We start from the raw sequence: 15,808 nt of genomic DNA on the forward strand, positions 1-15,808 counted from the left end.
GATACGGGTTGTTGATGTCGACGGACCAATCCGCGAAGTGGACGCCAATGTCGTCCAGAGAGCAAACGAGCGCCCCTCGATGTGTCAACTGTGGCAACCAGGTCACTCGCCAGTTCGCTCGTGTCTTCGGCGACAACCGCGACGTCGTCCACGCCTGCCCCGACTGCGCGACGTACCGTGAGATGAAGACGTCCGATTTCATCCCCAAAGACGCGAGATAGCGTCCCGATCGGCTCCCTCGAGCGAGTTCCGCCCCCGCCTCTCCCTGCGTCGTCCCGAATCAGGACGGGGCTGCCCACCCTCCTCAGTCCGCTGTCATCGTCTCGGTCACGAGTTGCCGTGCAGTCTCGAACAGCGCCGCCGTGTCGGACGCCGACCGCGCCTCCGCAGTGGCCCGGATCAGCGGTTGCGTCCCGCTCGCACGGAGCAGGAACCAGCCGTCCTCGGTCGAGACCCTGACGCCGTCGAGCGTGTCGATGTCCTCGTATCGTTCGCGGACCCGGTCGGTCACGGCCGCCATCACCGCCGTTTTGTCCGCGACTTCGATCGACGTTCGCCGGATCGGATACGACTCGATGGCTGCGACGAGTTCGGACAGCGGCCCCCGCTGGTCGACCAGTTCGACCAGCTTGCAGGCCGCCAGCGGACCGTCCGGACAGCGCGTCTCGTCGGGCCAGATCCAGGCCCCGCTCGGTTCGCCACCGAAGACGACGTCGGGTTCCGTCGTCCGTTCCGCGACGTACACGTCCCCGACTCGCGTGCGGGTCAGCGAGGCATCGACTCCCGCCAGCGCGTCTTCGACGGCGAGACTGGTATCGACGGGGACGGCGACGCGGTCTCCCGCGCCGGCTGCCTCTCGAGCGAACAGCGCGAGTAACGCGTCTTTCGGCACGAAGGACCCGGTTTCATCGACCGCCAGCATCCGATCGGCGTCGCCGTCGTGGGCGATCCCCACCTCGGCGTCCGTCTCCGCGACCAGGGTCGACAGCGTCTCGAGGCTCTCCTCGGTCGGCTCGCTGGCCCGCCCGGGGAAGGAGCCGTCTTCCTGGCCGTTCAAGGTGCGGACGCGACAGCCCAGCTCGTCGAGTACCGACGCCGTCACGCCGCCGGCACCGTTGCCGAGATCGACGATGACGCTCGGCGATCGCTCGAGGGCGACGGCGTTCCGGAGCGTGCCGGCGTGGTGATCGCGGACGCCCTCACGGTGGGAGCGATCGCCGACGCCGTCCCACGCGACCAGGTCGTAGTCGTCCTCGCGGAGCCGTCGTTCGATCGCCGCCCGCTGGTCGGGACCGAACGCCTTCCCCGACGGGTTCCAGAGCTTGATCCCGTTGTCTTCCGCGGGGTTGTGCGAGGCCGTCACCACCACTCCCGCGTCGGCCTCGAGGTGGGCGATCGCTCGAGCGACCGTCGGCGTCGCCTCGACGCCGACCGTGACGACCTCCGCCCCGCACTCACACAGTCCCGCGCCGACCGCGTCGACGAGCATCGAGCCGCTCTCGCGCACGTCACGCCCGACGACGACCCTGTCGTACCCTTCCGAGGCGACCGCTCGGCCGACCGACAGTGCCAGCGTTGCCGTCACCTCGTCTCCGATCCGCCCGCGAATGCCGCTGGTTCCGAACATATCCGCTTCTCCGGGAGCCATTGCCTTACTATGCACGGGTTACTGCCCGCGCGTTTGCGGAGTCCCCCACCCGGCGTCGCCGCGGCGGCGTCGATTCGAGACGCGGTCGCGAACACGACTCGCGCTCCATCCGCCGACTACCCCCGGCCGCTGGTCGGTAGGTCCTCCCTGTCGTATTGAACTGTCAGTACCGTATATACGATGCACTGGCGTACGCTCGAGTGAGAATGCGACCGCCTCAGCTTCCTTCGGAGGAACCGTCCGCAGTTCGTGCTCGAGCATCGGATTTCGAGACGTCGGCTGCCCAGTGGACGACCCGAGACGCATGAGTGCAACCGAATCGGACGCCGAGACCGGCGACGGAACCGCCGTCGATGGGCCGCTTTCCGAACTCCCACCGAGTGCGAAACTCGTCTACAAGGTCCTCGAGTACGAGGCGCCGCTGACCCAGGAGGGGATCGCGGCCGAATCCCGCCTTTGCTCACGGACCGTCCGCTACGCGTTGGGGAAACTCGAGGCCGAGGGGCTGGTGACCAGTCGCGTCTGTCTCGAGGACGCCCGCCAGTCGAACTACCGGATCGACGGCTGAGACGGGCTCCCGTCCCGATGTACCGGTGTAACCGCAAGCCGGTTCGCGGTTACACCGTCAATGGCGTACAGCGAACCGTCCGACGGAGAGCTATCGAGTTTCCGTCACCATCCTCGAGGGGACTCGATCCCTTCGGCGCGCTCCCATGAGGGACGCGGGGGCGCGATGGAATGTTATATGCATTCCACGCTTGAATCCAGTATGACTACAAACCGAGCGGCCGAGGACACCGATCGGACGGACGATTCGGAATTCGACGTGTCTTATCCGATCGTACTCGCCCAGGCATCCCTCGCGGGACTCCTCGTCTGCATGTCGTTGGGATGGATGCTCCTGACGACGAACGCCGTCCTCGATTCACAGCGGACGTTCACGGCGTTCTTCTGGGCCCTGCCGGCCATCTTCGGGGTCGCCGGGGTCCTCCTGTTCATCACCATCCTGTCCCGGGCAGCTACCAACGGCTGAAGCCGTTGGCTTGGCGGTGGATCTTCGAGGCCGTCGCCCCGGCGGTCACATGGTCACGACTACGGGTGGGGTCCCCACGACGGACGGCACATCCCTGCGCAACAGGGAGGTCACGCTGCGTGGAATGAGTCCCGGAAAAGGGTCGCACGCGGGAACATCTCGCAACGGTCGTGTCGCCTCATGGAACGGGATGAGCGTTCGTGGACGCAGCTCGAGGTCCGACCGCGAAGCCGGCAGCCGCCGCTGGTTCGACCCCACGGCTCCCGTTCGGAAGTCGTACTGACGCAGGCGCTACCGGTGTTTCTGGTACCGATCGACCAGCAGGTCGATCCCGAACGAGCCGGCGGTGACCTCGTAGTGAGTCTCGAGGCGGGGATTGAACTTCGCCTTGTAGCGGTTGATGCTCGGAACGCCGGCCCCGACGAGGTCGTAGGCCGCGATCCCGTTCTCGAGGCCGTCGCGCATTACCTGCCAGTCGAGGACGTCGTTGATCGCGACGTCGACGTCGACGTCCGGTTTGACGCCGCCCTGCCATCGATACCGCGTTCGATCCGATTCGACGACCAGGATACCGCCGAGGAACTCGCCGTCGAGCCGACAGACGTACGGCCGGATCGCGCCGTCGGGGAGCGTTTCGTACAGCGACCGCGCGAACTCGGCTCCCAGTCGGAACGGCCGGTTCTGGTTCGCGTATCGCTGTCGGACCTGCTCGACGATGCGTTCGACGTCGTCGGCGTCGCCCTCCTCGATGACGGCCCTCGTGTCGTCGGCGTTCCTGATGTTGCTTCGCGCGTCGCTGCTGAATCGGTCCAACAGCTCCGATTCGGTCCCATCGAGATCGACCACGTACGTGTATCTCGGTTCGACGTCGTATTCGTTCCAGACGAACGGCCGGATGTCGTCGAACTCGCCGGTGACGAACTTGCAATACAGCGGGGAGATCTCCTCGTCGATCCACCCGAGACAGCCCTCGAGGAAGCGTTTCGTCCGGCGATCGGCCTTTCGCTGTTTGAGTTTCGCGACGTTCAGCAGCGCAGGGCCGAGGTACCCCACCCACGAGTGGGGGGCCGGGGAGAACGCCCCGGTGACCGGACCCTTGGCGTACTCGAAGACCGGAAAGATCCCCACCGGCTCCTGGCCTTTGAAGCCGGCGAGCAGGGACAGCGCGGAGTCAGTATCCGCGGCCTGCAACCGGAGGGCGTCGGCCCGGAAAAACGGATTCGATCCGTCCGCTCGGTCGACGTAGCGGTTCCACTCGTCGGCGTCGGTTTCGGGATCGAGGGTACGTATCTCGACACTCATAGATAGCCCAGATCGGACAGCCGATCTTCGACGGTACCGTCGTCAGTTGCCGTGATCGGGGCCGGATCGTACGCCGGATACGATCGCTCTCCGCTCCCCTCGACGGCCGGGAGCGGTGTCCCGTCCATCGCGGCGTCGACCGGCACGTCGAACAGCGAACAGATCGTCGGCGCGACGTCGAATATCGTCGCTCCCTCGAGGTCGACCTCGTGGTCGAACGCGGTCCCGGCGGCGGCGACGACGCCGGTTCGCTTGTGATTCCACGACTCCATTGGCTCGCCGAACTGTGAGTTCCCGAGGTCGGCCGCGATCGCGTTGTCGAATCCTCGCGGGACCGTCAGCACGTCCGGTGCCGCCTCGACGTGTGGCCCCTCGAAGTACGTCTCCCGTGGCTCGACGGCCTCGAACATCGGCTCGCCGTCGGGCGTTCGAACGCTCGAGAGCGCCTCGATGAGGTCCTCGCGGACGCTCTCGTAGGCCCCGGCCGGGACCTGTCCGTCGGGTTCGCGACCCTCGAGATTGATGCGGACGCCGAGTTCGCTCTTCGAACGGACGTACGCTCGCGACTCGGGGAAGTCGACCTGTTCGCTCGCCGCCCGGATCATCTCGTTGGGGACCCGTTTCCCGATCGGTTCCTTCAGTCCGACGCGGTCGAGCGCGCTCGCGACCCGTTGTGTCGTGAGTCCGACTTTCGCGGCGACGTTCATCGCCCGCTCGATCGGCCCCGGCTCGTGATCGCTGGCCTCGGAACCCTCGAGGAGGTCGTTCTCCCAGGATGTCGACCAGTTGGGCATCCCCTCGCCGCCGCTTTTCGCGCGGACGTCGCCCCGCTCCCGGAGGAACTCGTTGACGCGGAACTCGTCGCCGGTCACCTTCCCCATGCCGTGGTCGCTGACGACCAGGACGTTGTCGGGCTCGGTCCGCTCGAGGGTCGCCTCGAGCTGTCGATCGACCTCGCGGTAGACCGCTTCGATCGCCCGCTTGTCCCCCGGTCGTTCGTGGAACACCGAGTCGGTCTGCTGGAACTGGAGAAAGCCGAAGTCGGGATCGAACCGTCGGCTGAGATAACGAAACGCCCGGCCCCGGAGTTCGACCGTCCGTTCGTACCCCTCGATCGACCGGTCCGGTGTCGGAGCGCTCTGTGGATAGAGCCAGTAGTCGCCGCCGCAGGCGAGTTTCACGTCCTCGAGGATCCCCGCCGGGTGACAGTCCGGCTCCTCGGGGGCGGTCAGTCCGGGAATCAACGCGCCGTCGAACGCCCGCGGGGGGTGGGTGACGGGGACGTTGACGACGACGCTCGAGAAGCCGTGCTCGCTCAACAGCTCCCAGATCGGTCGTGCACGGACGTGCGTCGCGTTGACGACGTCCCAGTCGTAGCCGTCGAACGAGAGGAAATCGTAGACGCCGTGTTTGCCCGGATTCTTTCCGGTGTACAGCGACGGCCAGGCGCTGGCCGTCCACGGCGGGATTTGGGATTCGAGCCCCCCGGCAGTCCCGCGATCGAACAGCCCCTCGAGGGTCGGAACGTCGCCCGACTCGAACAACGGCTCGAGCACCGGCCGACAGCCAGCGTCCACCCCGATGACGAGCAGACGGAGGTCGTCTCCGTCGGTCGAACCTGCCATAGCCGCGTTGTTCGTCCGTTCGTGCTTTGTTATGCGACCGCTGGCGGAGTGTATGCTCGTACTGGCGGCTGTACGCTCGGAATAGCGGCTCGGATATCGTGACTGTCTGTCCCCGTCGACGGGTGTATGCCTCGATTGTTCGACGGCTCCGGTCTGTACTCTCCCTATCACTAAATCCCCGCCCGTGGCCGTCGTACGTCCATGATCGGTTCTACTGCGACCGACTCGTTTGGTTCCACGCGCCGGCTCCAGGGCCGCCCCGGTCGGTGCTCCCGACCTCGAGCCCACAGTCCAGTCGTGGACTGGGACCGACCGTTCCGTGCCTCGATATGATCAGTACAGTCCCCTCCCTGTTCGATCGGTCGCTCTCGCGTTCAGGGACGGGAATCGACGCGTTCGTCGACCGACACGCCGACGAGGCCGTGGCGATCGAGTACGGATCTGGAAAGGTCGCGCTCCGGGACGGCCTCGCCGGAGTGGTCGAACCCGGCGAGAACGTCCTCGTCCCGGCCTATCTCTCGCCCGCCGTCGTCGAGCCGTTCCACGAACTCGGGCTCGAATCTCGGTTCTACGCCATGCAGGACACGCTCGCACCGGATGGTGCGGATCTCGAGGCCCGGATCGACGACGACACCGTCGCCGTCATGTCGGTCAACTACTTCGGGTTTCCACAGCCCGACCTCGAGCTGATCGCGTCGCTGGCCGACACCTACGACCTGTACCACATCGACGACAACGCACATTCACCGCTCAGCGTCCACGAGGGTCGGCTCCTCGGGACCAGCGGCGATCTCGGCATTACGTCGTTGCGGAAACTGCTCCCGGTTCCTGACGGTGCGTTGCTCTACTGCACCGACGGGACGGTCACGGCCGAGTGTTCCCCGTCGTCGCTGGCCGGCCGGTCGGACCGGTTCACCGCCAGAGACTGGCGATTCGTCGCTACGTCGGCCGCCGGAGCCGTCCTCGAGCGGAGCCCGGCGCTCTACCGATCCGTCGAACGGGCCGTCTCCGACGGCGACGGCTCGTCGGCCGCCGAGCCCGGCGACCGATACGAGGCCGCAAAAGTTCCGATGTCGAAGCTGTCGACGCTCGTCATCGATACTGCCGATCCGGCGGCGATCCGGACCGCTCGCCGGGAGAACTACCTCGCGTGGAAACGAGTACTGAGCGCCCGTGACGACGTGACGATGTACTACGAACGGCTGCCAGCGGGGATCAGTCCGTACGGGGTCCCAATCCGGGCGAGCGAGCCGGCGTCGTTCCTCGCGGAACTCGAGGACTGTGGCGTCGTGGGGGCCCACACTTGGCCGACGCTCCGCCGGCGCGTGCGCGAGGACGAGACCTACGAGATCGCGAGGACGCTCGCGGCGGAACTCGTCGTGCTCCCCGTCCACCAGGGCATCGAACCGTCGGCGATCGAGCGGGTCGGGACTCGACTTCGGCGGTAGGAGCGGCCTCACTCGGTCGGCGTCGTGGCCGCCAGTTCCTCGCGAAGGGCCTCGCTCAGCGCGTACGTCCGTTCGCCCGACCGCTCGAGTAGCCCCGCCGTTCGGAGTTCCGAAAGCAGACTCTGGACCGCGACTCGCGATCGATCCACCTGACCGGCGATGGGTGCCGTCTCGAGGGGGCCGTCCCGGACGAAGACGGCCAGGATTTCCTCGGCCGTTTCGGCCGAACACTGCGATCCCTCGCACGCGCGGGTGATCCGCTCGTCGATCCACGAGTGCTCGAGTAACTCCGAGAGATCACGCTCTTCGTCCGCGACGACGAATCCCGACTCCTCGGTTGTCTCCGTCTCCGAACCCTGTTCCTCGTCGACGGACGTGTAGCCGAACTCGACGGCGTCACCGCCGGCCTGGACGATCGACGTCTCACCGTCGCCGCCGTCGCCCCGCCCCGTCGCGCCATCGTCCTCCTCGTCGCTCTCGCGGTCGCGGACGATCTCTCGCAACTGCGTGGCTTCGGTTCGGAGCCGATCGACTTCCGCCTCTCGGCCCGCGAGCTGGTCCTCGAGGCGCTCGATGCGGTCGTCGCGAGCCGCGAGCTCCGCCTCGAGTTCGTCTCGCTCGGCCTCGAGATCGGCGATCTCCTCGTGGAGCCGGCGCAGGTCCTCGTCGGACCCAGGGAGCTGTGACTGGATCGTGTCGGTGTTCTGCAAGGCGTCGGCCATCTGTCTGGCCGCACTCGAGACGTCCCGCGCGGAGGAGAGTTCGTCCTCCAAGGTCTCGATCCGGGTCTCCTTTTTCTCGAGTTCGGCCTCGAGTTCGTTGATCCGGTCCTGTTCGCGCTCCTTGCGCTCGGAGATGTCCTGCAGGTCGCCGACCAGCGCGTCCGAGACGGACTTGAGTTCGGGGCGCTCGAAGTCGTCGAGGCCGGGCGTCGCGCCGGCATCGAAGGTCCGTTTCCGGCGGAACTGGACCTTCCGGACGTCGACCTCGGTCCAGTCGGTCTGGACGAACGCCTGGCCGTCGTCGAGGTCGGAGACGAGTTCCTTGTACTCGGTGTCGATGATCCGCCCGACGACCTTCGTATCGTTGTCCCAGGTCAGTCGATGCCAGACGAGCCAGTTCGCTTGCGTGATGAAGTCCTTCTTGACGTCGGCCGGCCGCTGGCTGATTCCCAAGATCCCAAGCCCGTGTTTGCGACCGCGCTTGCTGATCTTGATCAGCAGCTTGCCGGTCTCGCCGACACCGCCACCTTCCGGAATGTACTCGTGGACCTCCTCGACGACCAGCAGGAACGGCTTCTTGAGCTTCTTCTCCTTGACGAACAGCTGGCGGGCGATCTTCCGGAGGAGTTCGTCGGCCACCTCCTCGTCGAGATAGCCCGAGACGTCGAGGATGACGGGGACGTTCTCCTCGAGTGCGAGCGTGGCCATCTGTTCGGCGTGTTCGGGCCCGATCTGGATGTCACACTCCTCGTCGGCCCCCGCGTGCAGCATCTCGTACTCCTCTTTGAGCCCGTAGTACTCGCCGTCCGTATCGACGATGAGGAGTGGATAGCCGGCCTCGAGCAGCTCCTCGGCGACGACCGACGCGGTGTTTGACTTCCCCGAGCCGGACTTGCCGGTCGCGAACCCCCGACCGGTCAGGATCTCGATGACGGGGAGCTTGAGATCGGCACCGTCGGCCGTCCGCCCGACGCGGATCTGTCGCTGCCTCGAGTCGTCGCTCACCGACCGATCACCCTGCTCGCGCGCGAGTCGTTCATGCTATCTGTACAGTCCGAACACGCGACCTTGAATATTGGCCCCGCGTTCGTCACTCGCCCTCGCGCTCGACCGTCTGCTCGCGGATCGTCATCCCCTTGCGGCCCAGATGTTGGAGCTGTTTCCGGGCGAAGTCCTCCTCGCGCGTGCCCCGCGTCGCGAGGACGTAGACGAGCGCGCCGCCCGCGGGCCGCATCGTTCGACCGGCTCGCTGGGTTCCCTGCCGTCGGGAGCCACCCAGTCCCGAGGCGACGATCGCCAGATCGGCCGTCGGCAGGTCGATCCCCTCGTCGCCGACCCGCGAGACGAGCAACAGCGCCCGCTCGTCGCGGCGGAACTCCTCGAGCAGCCGCCGGCGCTCGTGGTGGGGCGTCTCGCCGCTGAGGAAGGGAACCTCGAGGGCCTCGGAGAGCTCGCGGCCCTGCTCTAAGTAGTCGACGAAGACGATCGCCTTCGAGTCGGGGTGGGCCGACAGCAGATATCGAACCTCATCGATCTTCCCCCGGTTTCGTGCGGCGATCCGGTACTTCTCTCGGCCGTCGGCCGAGCCGTAGGCGTTGGCCTGTTCGTCGTCACCCCACGGCACGTAGCGGATCTCGAGTTCGGGCTCGGCGACGAAGCCGGCCTCGAACAGGGCGTCCCAGTCGGTCCCGATCGGCGGGCCGACCAGGGTGAAGATCTCGGTCTGGCGGTCGTCCTCCCGGATCGGACTCGCGGAAAGGCCGAGGCGGTGTTTCGACTGGAGATGCGTACTCCGTCGGTAGACGTCCGAGGGGACGTGTTGGCACTCGTCGAAGATCACGAGCCCCCACTCGCGGTCGTCGAACAGCGATCGGTGGCGGTCCATCCCCGCGATCTGGTAGGTGGCGATCGTCACGGGCCGGACCTCCTTCCGGCCACCGTGGTACTGGCCGATCTGGCTCGCCTCGAGCGAGGTGTACTCCACGATGGCGTCGGCCCACTGCTGTGCGAGGTCGCGACTCGGGACCAACACGAGGGTCTCGCCGTCGACGTGGGCCATCGCACCCATCGCAGCGACGGTCTTGCCGCTGCCCGGCGGGCCGACGAAGACCCCTTCCCCGGCGTCGGCGAAGCGATCGACCCAGGTCCGTTGGTAGTCCCGGAGGCGTCCCTCGAGATCGATCGGCAACTCCTCGCCGGACTCGAGTTCGCGGTGGTCCTGGACGGGATAGCCGGCCTCGTAGAGGATGCGCTTGATCGCGGCCTCCGACCCCTCCCGGACCCAGTCTTCGGTCTCCGAGATCGGCGCGTGGACGTGTTCCTCGTCGAGTTTCTGCCGGGCGACGTTGCCCATGATCTCCGGACTCTGGGCCTCGAGGACGGTGTATCCCTCCTCGTGAGTCACGAGCCGGAACTGGTGGGATCGCTCCCACTGGCTGTGGACCCACTCCTCGAGCGCGTCGGAGCGTTGCCCCAGCGCCTGTCGCATCGTTCGCGCGAGGTCCTCGAAGGAATCGTGGGGCGTCCCCCAGACGTCGGCCGGTCGAACGACGTAGCGATACCCCTGTTCGCCGTTCGCGTCGGCGAGATGGGCGAACTGGGAGAGCTGTGCGCGGGTAAACTGGTCGGGCCGATCCACGACGATTTCTCGGCGCTTCGGGAAGACGACCACCCGTTCGCGATCGGTCAGATCCTCGAGTTCGCTCGGGTACCAGACGACCGGATCGGTCGAGACCGAGAGCCGCTCGAGGTCGCCCCGGTCGGCGAGGTCCTCGAGGCGTTCGCTGGCGGCCTCGTGGGGGACCTCAAGCGCGCGGGAGACGGCTGCGGCGGTCAGTACGGGCCGTCCCGCCTGCTGGCTGGCGTCGTGAAAGTCGGCGATGGTAAACTCGTCGGTCGGAGACTCGGGGTCGTCATCCCGCGACTCGATATCGTCATCGCGGTCACTCGAGGACAGTTCGTCGGTCACTGCCCCCTCGTAGCGGCGGGGCAAGTAAACCGATTACGCTCGCCTCCCGAAGGGAGCGTGCTGAGCCGGGGAACGAAGCGAAACGGGCCGTCAGAAGTCGTGGTCGGGGTCGTCTTCGACCTTCCGTTTCATCGATTCGCGGCGGGACTTGGCGTCCCGGCCGGTCGCCTCGAGCAGGAAGTCGTTTTTCGCGTCGACGGCGTCGCCCGCGTCCTCGAGTTCGTCGGGCCCGAGTTCGGTGGGGTCGCGTTCGTGGAACTCGACCGCGAGTTTGTCCTTCTTCCCGGAGTACTCGACGGCTCCGACGATGATCTTCTCGAAGACGGCGTTGTCGGGCTCGGCGACGACGAAGAGGTCACTGCCCTTGAACTCCTGGGTGCCGGTGATGGGGCCGAAGTAGTCCTCGACGGTCGCCTCCATATCGGGGATTCGTTCCTCGAGATATTCACCGCGACGCATCTTGTACTCCTTCATGGATTGGAGAAACACGGCGGAGTGTTTACCTCTTTTCATAGCCGACGTTTCGGGCGCCTGATGGGTACTCGAGCGCGGAGACAGTCGATCCGCTATCCGTGGCGGGAGTGGATCGGACCGAACGGTGTCCATCGGATCGTCCGTTCGGATCGACGCCTCGGGAAAAGAACCCGTGTGAGCGGGGATCGTCGTCGGCCGCCCGTCCTACCGTCGCTCGCGCTCGCTGAGATAGCCTTTCCGACAGTCGGGACAGATGTCGCCGGTACGCAGGGACCCCCGATCGCCAGCGGCGACGAACTCACACCGCGGACAGTAGAACTCCGTCGGGACGTCCTCGTCGGGCGTCGCGTCGCTCTCGGCCGGTGCCGGCACGGAGTCGGCGCGTTCGATGCCGGTGCCGTGATCGGCCGCGGGGTCGGCATCGGCGTCGGCAGCGGCGCGATCGTCGGTCGGGGGGTCGGCCGTCACCGATCGGGCGTCGGCTTCCCCCGCGGCCGCTCCGTCGCCGTCTGCGCCGTCGGCTCCGATACGTGCTGCGTCGTCGCTTTCGAGGACGACGGCATCGTCGTCGATCGCAGCCGGATCGGGATCGTCGTCGGGAACCGTCTCATCGTCGGCCGGGTCGTCCGGCCAGGTGGCTGGCTCGGAATCCGCGTCGACCGGTGGGCCGACGTCGTCCGAATCGGGCCACTCGCCGTGGTCGCGGTCCCGAGCGACCGACGGCTCGTCGTCCTCGAGGATCTCACCGTCGTCGGTGACCGGATCGCCGTTCTCGTCGGTCGGAAGCTCGAACTCGTCGTCGTCGGTCGATGTCGCGGTAGTCGCCGCGTCCGCCGCCGTGTCTTGTGGCTCGGGCTCGGGAGCGGTCCGCTCGGCGGCACCGGCGTCGACGAACTCGGTATCGACGACCTCGGCGTCCGTCGTCTCCGCGTCGGACTCGAGTGGTGGTTCGGGCGGTTCGGCATCGGGTTCGTCGGGGAGCGAGTCGTCCGTCCCTATGGTGAGGCTGGTCACTTCGGTGTTCTCGCTGATGACGTTTCGCTCGCCACACCGGGTACACTCCTCGTACTCCTGGACGGTAACGACGACCTCGCTGCCCCGTTCTTCGCGCTCGCGTTCGACGTCTGGATCGCCGAAGTCGTGTCCGAGCAGCGAACATCGAAGGGCCATTGTCCCACCGTACCGACCCAGCCCATAAAAAACGTACTGCCTGGTACCCGGGGTTTCGTGACAGCCACTCGAGCCGAACGGGGCCGCTCGTTCCCTGCGACGCGTTCGTTCTCGTCTCGAGCCCGTGGACGGAACGACAAACGTCAAATCCCAGGTGGTCGAATAGGAACGTAGATGAGAGCAAAGCGGGAGTACCGGAACCGGGAGGGGACGGAGGTGGCGGTACTCGACGCGCTGGTCGACCGCGTCGACGACGGGATGACCGTCTTCGAACTCCGCGCGGCCGTCGAGGTGGACATCGACGAACTCGAGGAGGCCCTGTCGACGCTCAAAGACGACGACCTGATCGTCGTCGAATCGGGATCGGAGACGGTGATCAAGCCCGCCGATCGCGTGGTTCCCGACGCGCCGACCGACGAGGACGAGGAGCAGTCGATCGGGGACTGGCTCCGCGAGCGGATTCCTTTCTGAATCGAAACGCCTGATACGCTCAGGCCCCAGGGAGTATGCATGAGCGTCATCGAGTCGATCCACGAGGATCACGGGGCCACGTTCGGCGAACGCGCCGACCGCCGGATCGTCGAACACTACGGTCGGCCGGAGCGAACCCATCGGGCGGTCCGCAACGGCGTCGGCCTGCTCGAACTGGCCTACGGCGTGATCGTCGTGGAGGGCGACGACCGCGTCGAGTACGTGGATAACGTGGTCTCGAACCGCGTCCCAGCGGAAGACGGGCAGGGCTGTTACGCGCTCGTGCTCGACCCCCAGGGTGGGATCGAGGTGGAACTCTACGTCTACAACGCGGGCGAGCGCCTCCTGCTCTTTACCCAGCCCGAGACCGCCGAACCCCTCGCCGAGGAGTGGGCCGAGAAGGTGTTCATTCAGGACGTCGACATCCGCGTCGCAACCGACGACTTCGCCGTCTTCGGTATCCACGGTCCCCAGGCGACCGAAAAGATCGCGAGCGTCCTCAACGGTGCCGGGTCGCCGGACGAGCGCTACTCGTTCGTCCGCGGAACGATGGGTGACGAGGGCGTCTCCGTCATCCGAACCGACGCGCTCACCGGCGAGGAAAGCTACGAAGTGATCTGTGCCGCCGACGACGCCGCGGCCGTCCACGACACGCTGCTCAATCAGGGGCTCAACGCCGCTCCCTTCGGCTATCGAACCGTCGAGAGCCTCGCGCTCGAGGCCGGCTCGGCGCTCTTTCACACCGAGCTCGAGGGGACGCTGCCCAACGTGCTCGGCCTGCGCACGGCGCTCGACTTCGAGAAGGGGTGTTACGTCGGTCAGGAAGTCGTCTCCCGCGTCGAGAACCGCGGCCAGCCCAGTCGACGCCTCGTCGGGCTGACCCTCGAGGGCGAGGCGGTCCCCGAATCGGGCGCTGCGGTCTTCGACGGCGACGCGTCGGTCGGCGAGGTGACCCGAGCGGGAGAGAGCCCGATGCTCGGAGCCGTTATCGCGCTCGCGATCGTCGACTACGATCTGGAAAGCGACGAGTTGACGGTCCGAGTCGACGGCGACGAGGTGGCCGCGACCCGCACCGAACTGCCGTTCGTCGAGGGATCGGATCGATCGGCGCGCCTCCCCGTCTACCAGTAGCCGGACACGGCCGCGGCTTCGGTCGTCTCGCTTCGTGTTGAGCCGTGTGGACGGCTGCCGTAGAACGTAGCGCGCAGCTATGTGTTTCCGCTCTTTCTGCGGTTCGCGTCCGACGGAACCGAGAACCCCTCTCTGACACTCCGAGTCGGAGGCGATTCCCGATCAGATCCCCGGATCTTCGATCTGTGGCAAGCCCGCGGTCACCAGTCGGCGAAGGAGTACCACGACCCCGTTCTCGAGGCCCTGGGCGAAGACCGCCTGCTCTTTCGCTCTCCCGTCGGAGGCGCTCGGATAGTACGAGCCGATCAGGAGCGTCTCGCGGTCGACGAGCAGGATTCGGCTGATCGCGACTTCGCCTTCGCTTTCGAACCCGGTGAGCCACTCGAGGCCGGTCTCGAACACGTGCGTCGTCGCGACTTCCGTCCCGAGTTGCTCCGTAATCGCGTCGGTCTGTCCGCCCAGCACGAGCGAGAGGTCTCGAGTCACCGCCGAGCGCAAGCCGTCGAACAGCGCCTCGGAGAGGATGTCTTCGTCGACGACGAGCAATGCGATTTCGGATTCGGCTCCGTCGATGAGGTCGATCGTTCGTGACTCGATCGCCTCGTGACCGGTCAGCGACCAGACTTCTTGGAGCTGATCGTCCTGTTCGACGTTCTGTACCTCCGTGTTCTCGAGGTACGTCTGGAGCGTCTCGATCCGGTCGTTGTACTTCTGACGCAGGGTCTGTGTCGCCTCGTCGATACTGACGGCGCGGTACACCTGTGGGCTCGTGTGTTGTACTTCGACCAATCCCTGTGACTCGAGGACACGGATCGCGTCGTATACCCTCGTTCGTGGGACCTCGGATATTTCGTGTATCTCCTTTGCCGTTCCACTGGGCAGTCTGTTCAACGCTATAAAACAGCGCGCTTCGTACTCCTGTAGCCCGAGGTCCTGCAACAGGCTAATCGCTTCCGTTGTAGTGTCGTCCTTTGTCATGGCCCAACCACGAATTCGGATATCCGAACACGCGAAATAGAGCGCGCGGATGGATAAGGATTCGTGTCTTCCCCGGCCGTTAGCGCCCGTGTTTTTACGGAAATATCCGTCGTGATAGCCCGTTCACTCGAATTATCACACAAGCTACTTGGGGGCACGGTTGATATGGGTGAGTGGCGAGTCCTGTTAGGCCCAACCACGCGGGACTCGCCAAGACGTTTTCACTGACAGATCGGCAACAGAGACGTGTCTCGTCCGGTGTTTCAGTTTCGCCGGAACGGAACTCGAACTCACTGCGTTCCAAGCCTGGGTTCTGGCCCGCTGTAGTAGCCACTGCGAGTCAATGCACACCTGATCGTACGACAGCGGTGCGAGCAGTGTGTCAATCGGTTCGGTGACGACTAAAGGTGCAGTTGTTGCTAGAGCAGTCACGGAACGGTACCGAACACGCGCTCACGGACTGACGGCAGGCGAGCCACTACCTGCCGCCCGCGAGCGGTGGTCAGACGAACTCGAGGGTCGCTTCGGGCCGTTGACCGCGTAAGCGCTCCAGAACCGGTCTGATATCGGCGAACCGATCCCCCGGTTCGACGGCGCTCGTGTGCCGGTTCCAGTCGATGAAGCCGTAGTCGTCCAGTTTGGGGAGATGAACGTAATACCACTCGATATCGCTAGCCTGTCGGGTATCGGTCCTGTCCGGCGGTGCGTCGATGTGAACCGGTGTTTCGTTTTGCGAGTTCTGGTCGATGAGTTCGAACAGGATTCGTCGACGATGTTCGTTCGCTAGCGCTTCGAATAACGAATCGTATATCTGATCCATTTCCATGCTGATATAGGA

At 65.8% G+C, this 15,808-nt stretch carries 15 protein-coding genes; 6 read left to right on the top strand and 9 right to left on the bottom strand.

The window, feature by feature from the left end; all coding sequences use genetic code 11:
* The first annotated feature begins 14 nt into the window (after positions 1–14).
* The gene (locus CP557_RS18820; RefSeq protein ID WP_097381319.1) at positions 15–221 is read left to right on the top strand and encodes a DUF7563 family protein; all 207 of its coding nucleotides are present in this window, start codon (positions 15–17) and stop codon (positions 219–221) included.
* A gap of 83 nt (positions 222–304) precedes the next feature.
* Here the strand turns inward: CP557_RS18820 and glmM are convergent, their stop codons facing one another.
* A complete protein-coding gene (gene glmM / locus CP557_RS18825; protein ID WP_097381320.1) occupies positions 305–1,627 on the bottom strand; it encodes a phosphoglucosamine mutase in 1,323 nt (440 codons plus the stop codon).
* Between the two features lie 325 nt (positions 1,628–1,952).
* On the opposite strand from glmM, the gene CP557_RS18830 reads away from it, so the two are divergent.
* Together CP557_RS18830 and CP557_RS18835 are read left to right on the top strand one after the other, a co-directional pair.
* Positions 1,953–2,216: a MarR family transcriptional regulator gene (locus tag CP557_RS18830; RefSeq protein WP_097381321.1), complete on the top strand. Its 264-nt coding sequence runs from the start codon at positions 1,953–1,955 to the stop codon at positions 2,214–2,216.
* A gap of 201 nt (positions 2,217–2,417) precedes the next feature.
* Positions 2,418–2,681, top strand: coding sequence for a hypothetical protein (locus CP557_RS18835; protein WP_097381322.1), 264 nt, complete (start codon positions 2,418–2,420; stop codon positions 2,679–2,681).
* 291 nt (positions 2,682–2,972) lie between these two features.
* Here the strand turns inward: CP557_RS18835 and CP557_RS18840 are convergent, their stop codons facing one another.
* Both CP557_RS18840 and CP557_RS18845 read right to left on the bottom strand, forming a co-directional pair.
* Positions 2,973–3,983, bottom strand: a complete 1,011-nt coding sequence (locus tag CP557_RS18840; protein WP_097381323.1) for a lipid II:glycine glycyltransferase FemX — start codon at positions 3,981–3,983, stop codon at positions 2,973–2,975.
* Positions 3,980–5,608: an alkaline phosphatase family protein gene (locus CP557_RS18845; protein ID WP_097381324.1), complete on the bottom strand. Its 1,629-nt coding sequence runs from the start codon at positions 5,606–5,608 to the stop codon at positions 3,980–3,982. Before CP557_RS18845 ends, CP557_RS18840 begins: the two co-directional genes overlap by 4 nt.
* A gap of 329 nt (positions 5,609–5,937) precedes the next feature.
* On the opposite strand from CP557_RS18845, the gene CP557_RS18850 reads away from it, so the two are divergent.
* Positions 5,938–7,056, top strand: coding sequence for a DegT/DnrJ/EryC1/StrS family aminotransferase (locus CP557_RS18850; protein WP_097381325.1), 1,119 nt, complete (start codon positions 5,938–5,940; stop codon positions 7,054–7,056).
* A gap of 8 nt (positions 7,057–7,064) precedes the next feature.
* Here CP557_RS18850 and CP557_RS18855 read toward each other — a convergent pair whose 3' ends face one another.
* The 4 genes from CP557_RS18855 to CP557_RS18870 form a co-directional block, all read right to left on the bottom strand.
* Positions 7,065–8,783: a helicase HerA domain-containing protein gene (locus CP557_RS18855; RefSeq protein ID WP_097381326.1), complete on the bottom strand. Its 1,719-nt coding sequence runs from the start codon at positions 8,781–8,783 to the stop codon at positions 7,065–7,067.
* A gap of 85 nt (positions 8,784–8,868) precedes the next feature.
* The gene (locus CP557_RS18860) at positions 8,869–10,746 is read right to left on the bottom strand and encodes a DEAD/DEAH box helicase (protein ID WP_097381327.1); all 1,878 of its coding nucleotides are present in this window, start codon (positions 10,744–10,746) and stop codon (positions 8,869–8,871) included.
* A 90-nt stretch (positions 10,747–10,836) separates the two neighbouring features.
* Positions 10,837–11,220: a DUF5611 family protein gene (locus tag CP557_RS18865; RefSeq protein WP_097381721.1), complete on the bottom strand. Its 384-nt coding sequence runs from the start codon at positions 11,218–11,220 to the stop codon at positions 10,837–10,839.
* Between the two features lie 204 nt (positions 11,221–11,424).
* On the bottom strand, positions 11,425–12,390 hold the full coding sequence (locus tag CP557_RS18870) for a DUF7093 family protein (RefSeq protein ID WP_097381328.1): 966 nt from the start codon (positions 12,388–12,390) through the stop codon (positions 11,425–11,427).
* Between the two features lie 174 nt (positions 12,391–12,564).
* Here CP557_RS18870 and CP557_RS18875 point away from each other — a divergent pair, with 174 nt between their 5' ends.
* Both CP557_RS18875 and ygfZ read left to right on the top strand, forming a co-directional pair.
* Entirely contained in the window at positions 12,565–12,861 is a 297-nt protein-coding gene (locus CP557_RS18875) for a DUF6432 family protein (RefSeq protein ID WP_097381329.1), read from the top strand.
* 39 nt (positions 12,862–12,900) lie between these two features.
* Positions 12,901–13,992 (top strand): CAF17-like 4Fe-4S cluster assembly/insertion protein YgfZ, encoded by a 1,092-nt coding sequence (gene ygfZ, locus CP557_RS18880; RefSeq protein WP_097381330.1) that lies wholly within the window; start codon positions 12,901–12,903, stop codon positions 13,990–13,992.
* A 162-nt stretch (positions 13,993–14,154) separates the two neighbouring features.
* Here ygfZ and CP557_RS18885 read toward each other — a convergent pair whose 3' ends face one another.
* Both CP557_RS18885 and CP557_RS18890 read right to left on the bottom strand, forming a co-directional pair.
* On the bottom strand, positions 14,155–14,970 hold the full coding sequence (locus tag CP557_RS18885) for a TrmB family transcriptional regulator (protein ID WP_097381331.1): 816 nt from the start codon (positions 14,968–14,970) through the stop codon (positions 14,155–14,157).
* Positions 14,971–15,472: 502 nt separating this feature from the next.
* Complete coding sequence (locus CP557_RS18890; protein ID WP_097381332.1) at positions 15,473–15,796, bottom strand: hypothetical protein; 324 nt, start codon at positions 15,794–15,796, stop codon at positions 15,473–15,475.
* Between the last annotated feature and the right edge of the window lie 12 nt (positions 15,797–15,808).

The organism is Natrinema ejinorense, from assembly GCF_002494345.1.
Classification (GTDB): domain Archaea; phylum Halobacteriota; class Halobacteria; order Halobacteriales; family Natrialbaceae; genus Natrinema; species Natrinema longum.

Coding starts and splice junctions, on each gene's coding strand:
- CP557_RS18820 (WP_097381319.1), top strand. CDS start 15: ATGTCGACGGACCAATCCGCGAAGTGGACGCCAATGTCGTCCAGAGAG.
- glmM (WP_097381320.1), bottom strand. CDS start 1,627: ATGTTCGGAACCAGCGGCATTCGCGGGCGGATCGGAGACGAGGTGACG.
- CP557_RS18830 (WP_097381321.1), top strand. CDS start 1,953: ATGAGTGCAACCGAATCGGACGCCGAGACCGGCGACGGAACCGCCGTC.
- CP557_RS18835 (WP_097381322.1), top strand. CDS start 2,418: ATGACTACAAACCGAGCGGCCGAGGACACCGATCGGACGGACGATTCG.
- CP557_RS18840 (WP_097381323.1), bottom strand. CDS start 3,983: ATGAGTGTCGAGATACGTACCCTCGATCCCGAAACCGACGCCGACGAG.
- CP557_RS18845 (WP_097381324.1), bottom strand. CDS start 5,608: ATGGCAGGTTCGACCGACGGAGACGACCTCCGTCTGCTCGTCATCGGG.
- CP557_RS18850 (WP_097381325.1), top strand. CDS start 5,938: ATGATCAGTACAGTCCCCTCCCTGTTCGATCGGTCGCTCTCGCGTTCA.
- CP557_RS18865 (WP_097381721.1), bottom strand. CDS start 11,220: ATGAAGGAGTACAAGATGCGTCGCGGTGAATATCTCGAGGAACGAATC.
- CP557_RS18870 (WP_097381328.1), bottom strand. CDS start 12,390: ATGGCCCTTCGATGTTCGCTGCTCGGACACGACTTCGGCGATCCAGAC.
- CP557_RS18875 (WP_097381329.1), top strand. CDS start 12,565: ATGAGAGCAAAGCGGGAGTACCGGAACCGGGAGGGGACGGAGGTGGCG.
- ygfZ (WP_097381330.1), top strand. CDS start 12,901: ATGAGCGTCATCGAGTCGATCCACGAGGATCACGGGGCCACGTTCGGC.
- CP557_RS18885 (WP_097381331.1), bottom strand. CDS start 14,970: ATGACAAAGGACGACACTACAACGGAAGCGATTAGCCTGTTGCAGGAC.
- CP557_RS18890 (WP_097381332.1), bottom strand. CDS start 15,796: ATGGAAATGGATCAGATATACGATTCGTTATTCGAAGCGCTAGCGAAC.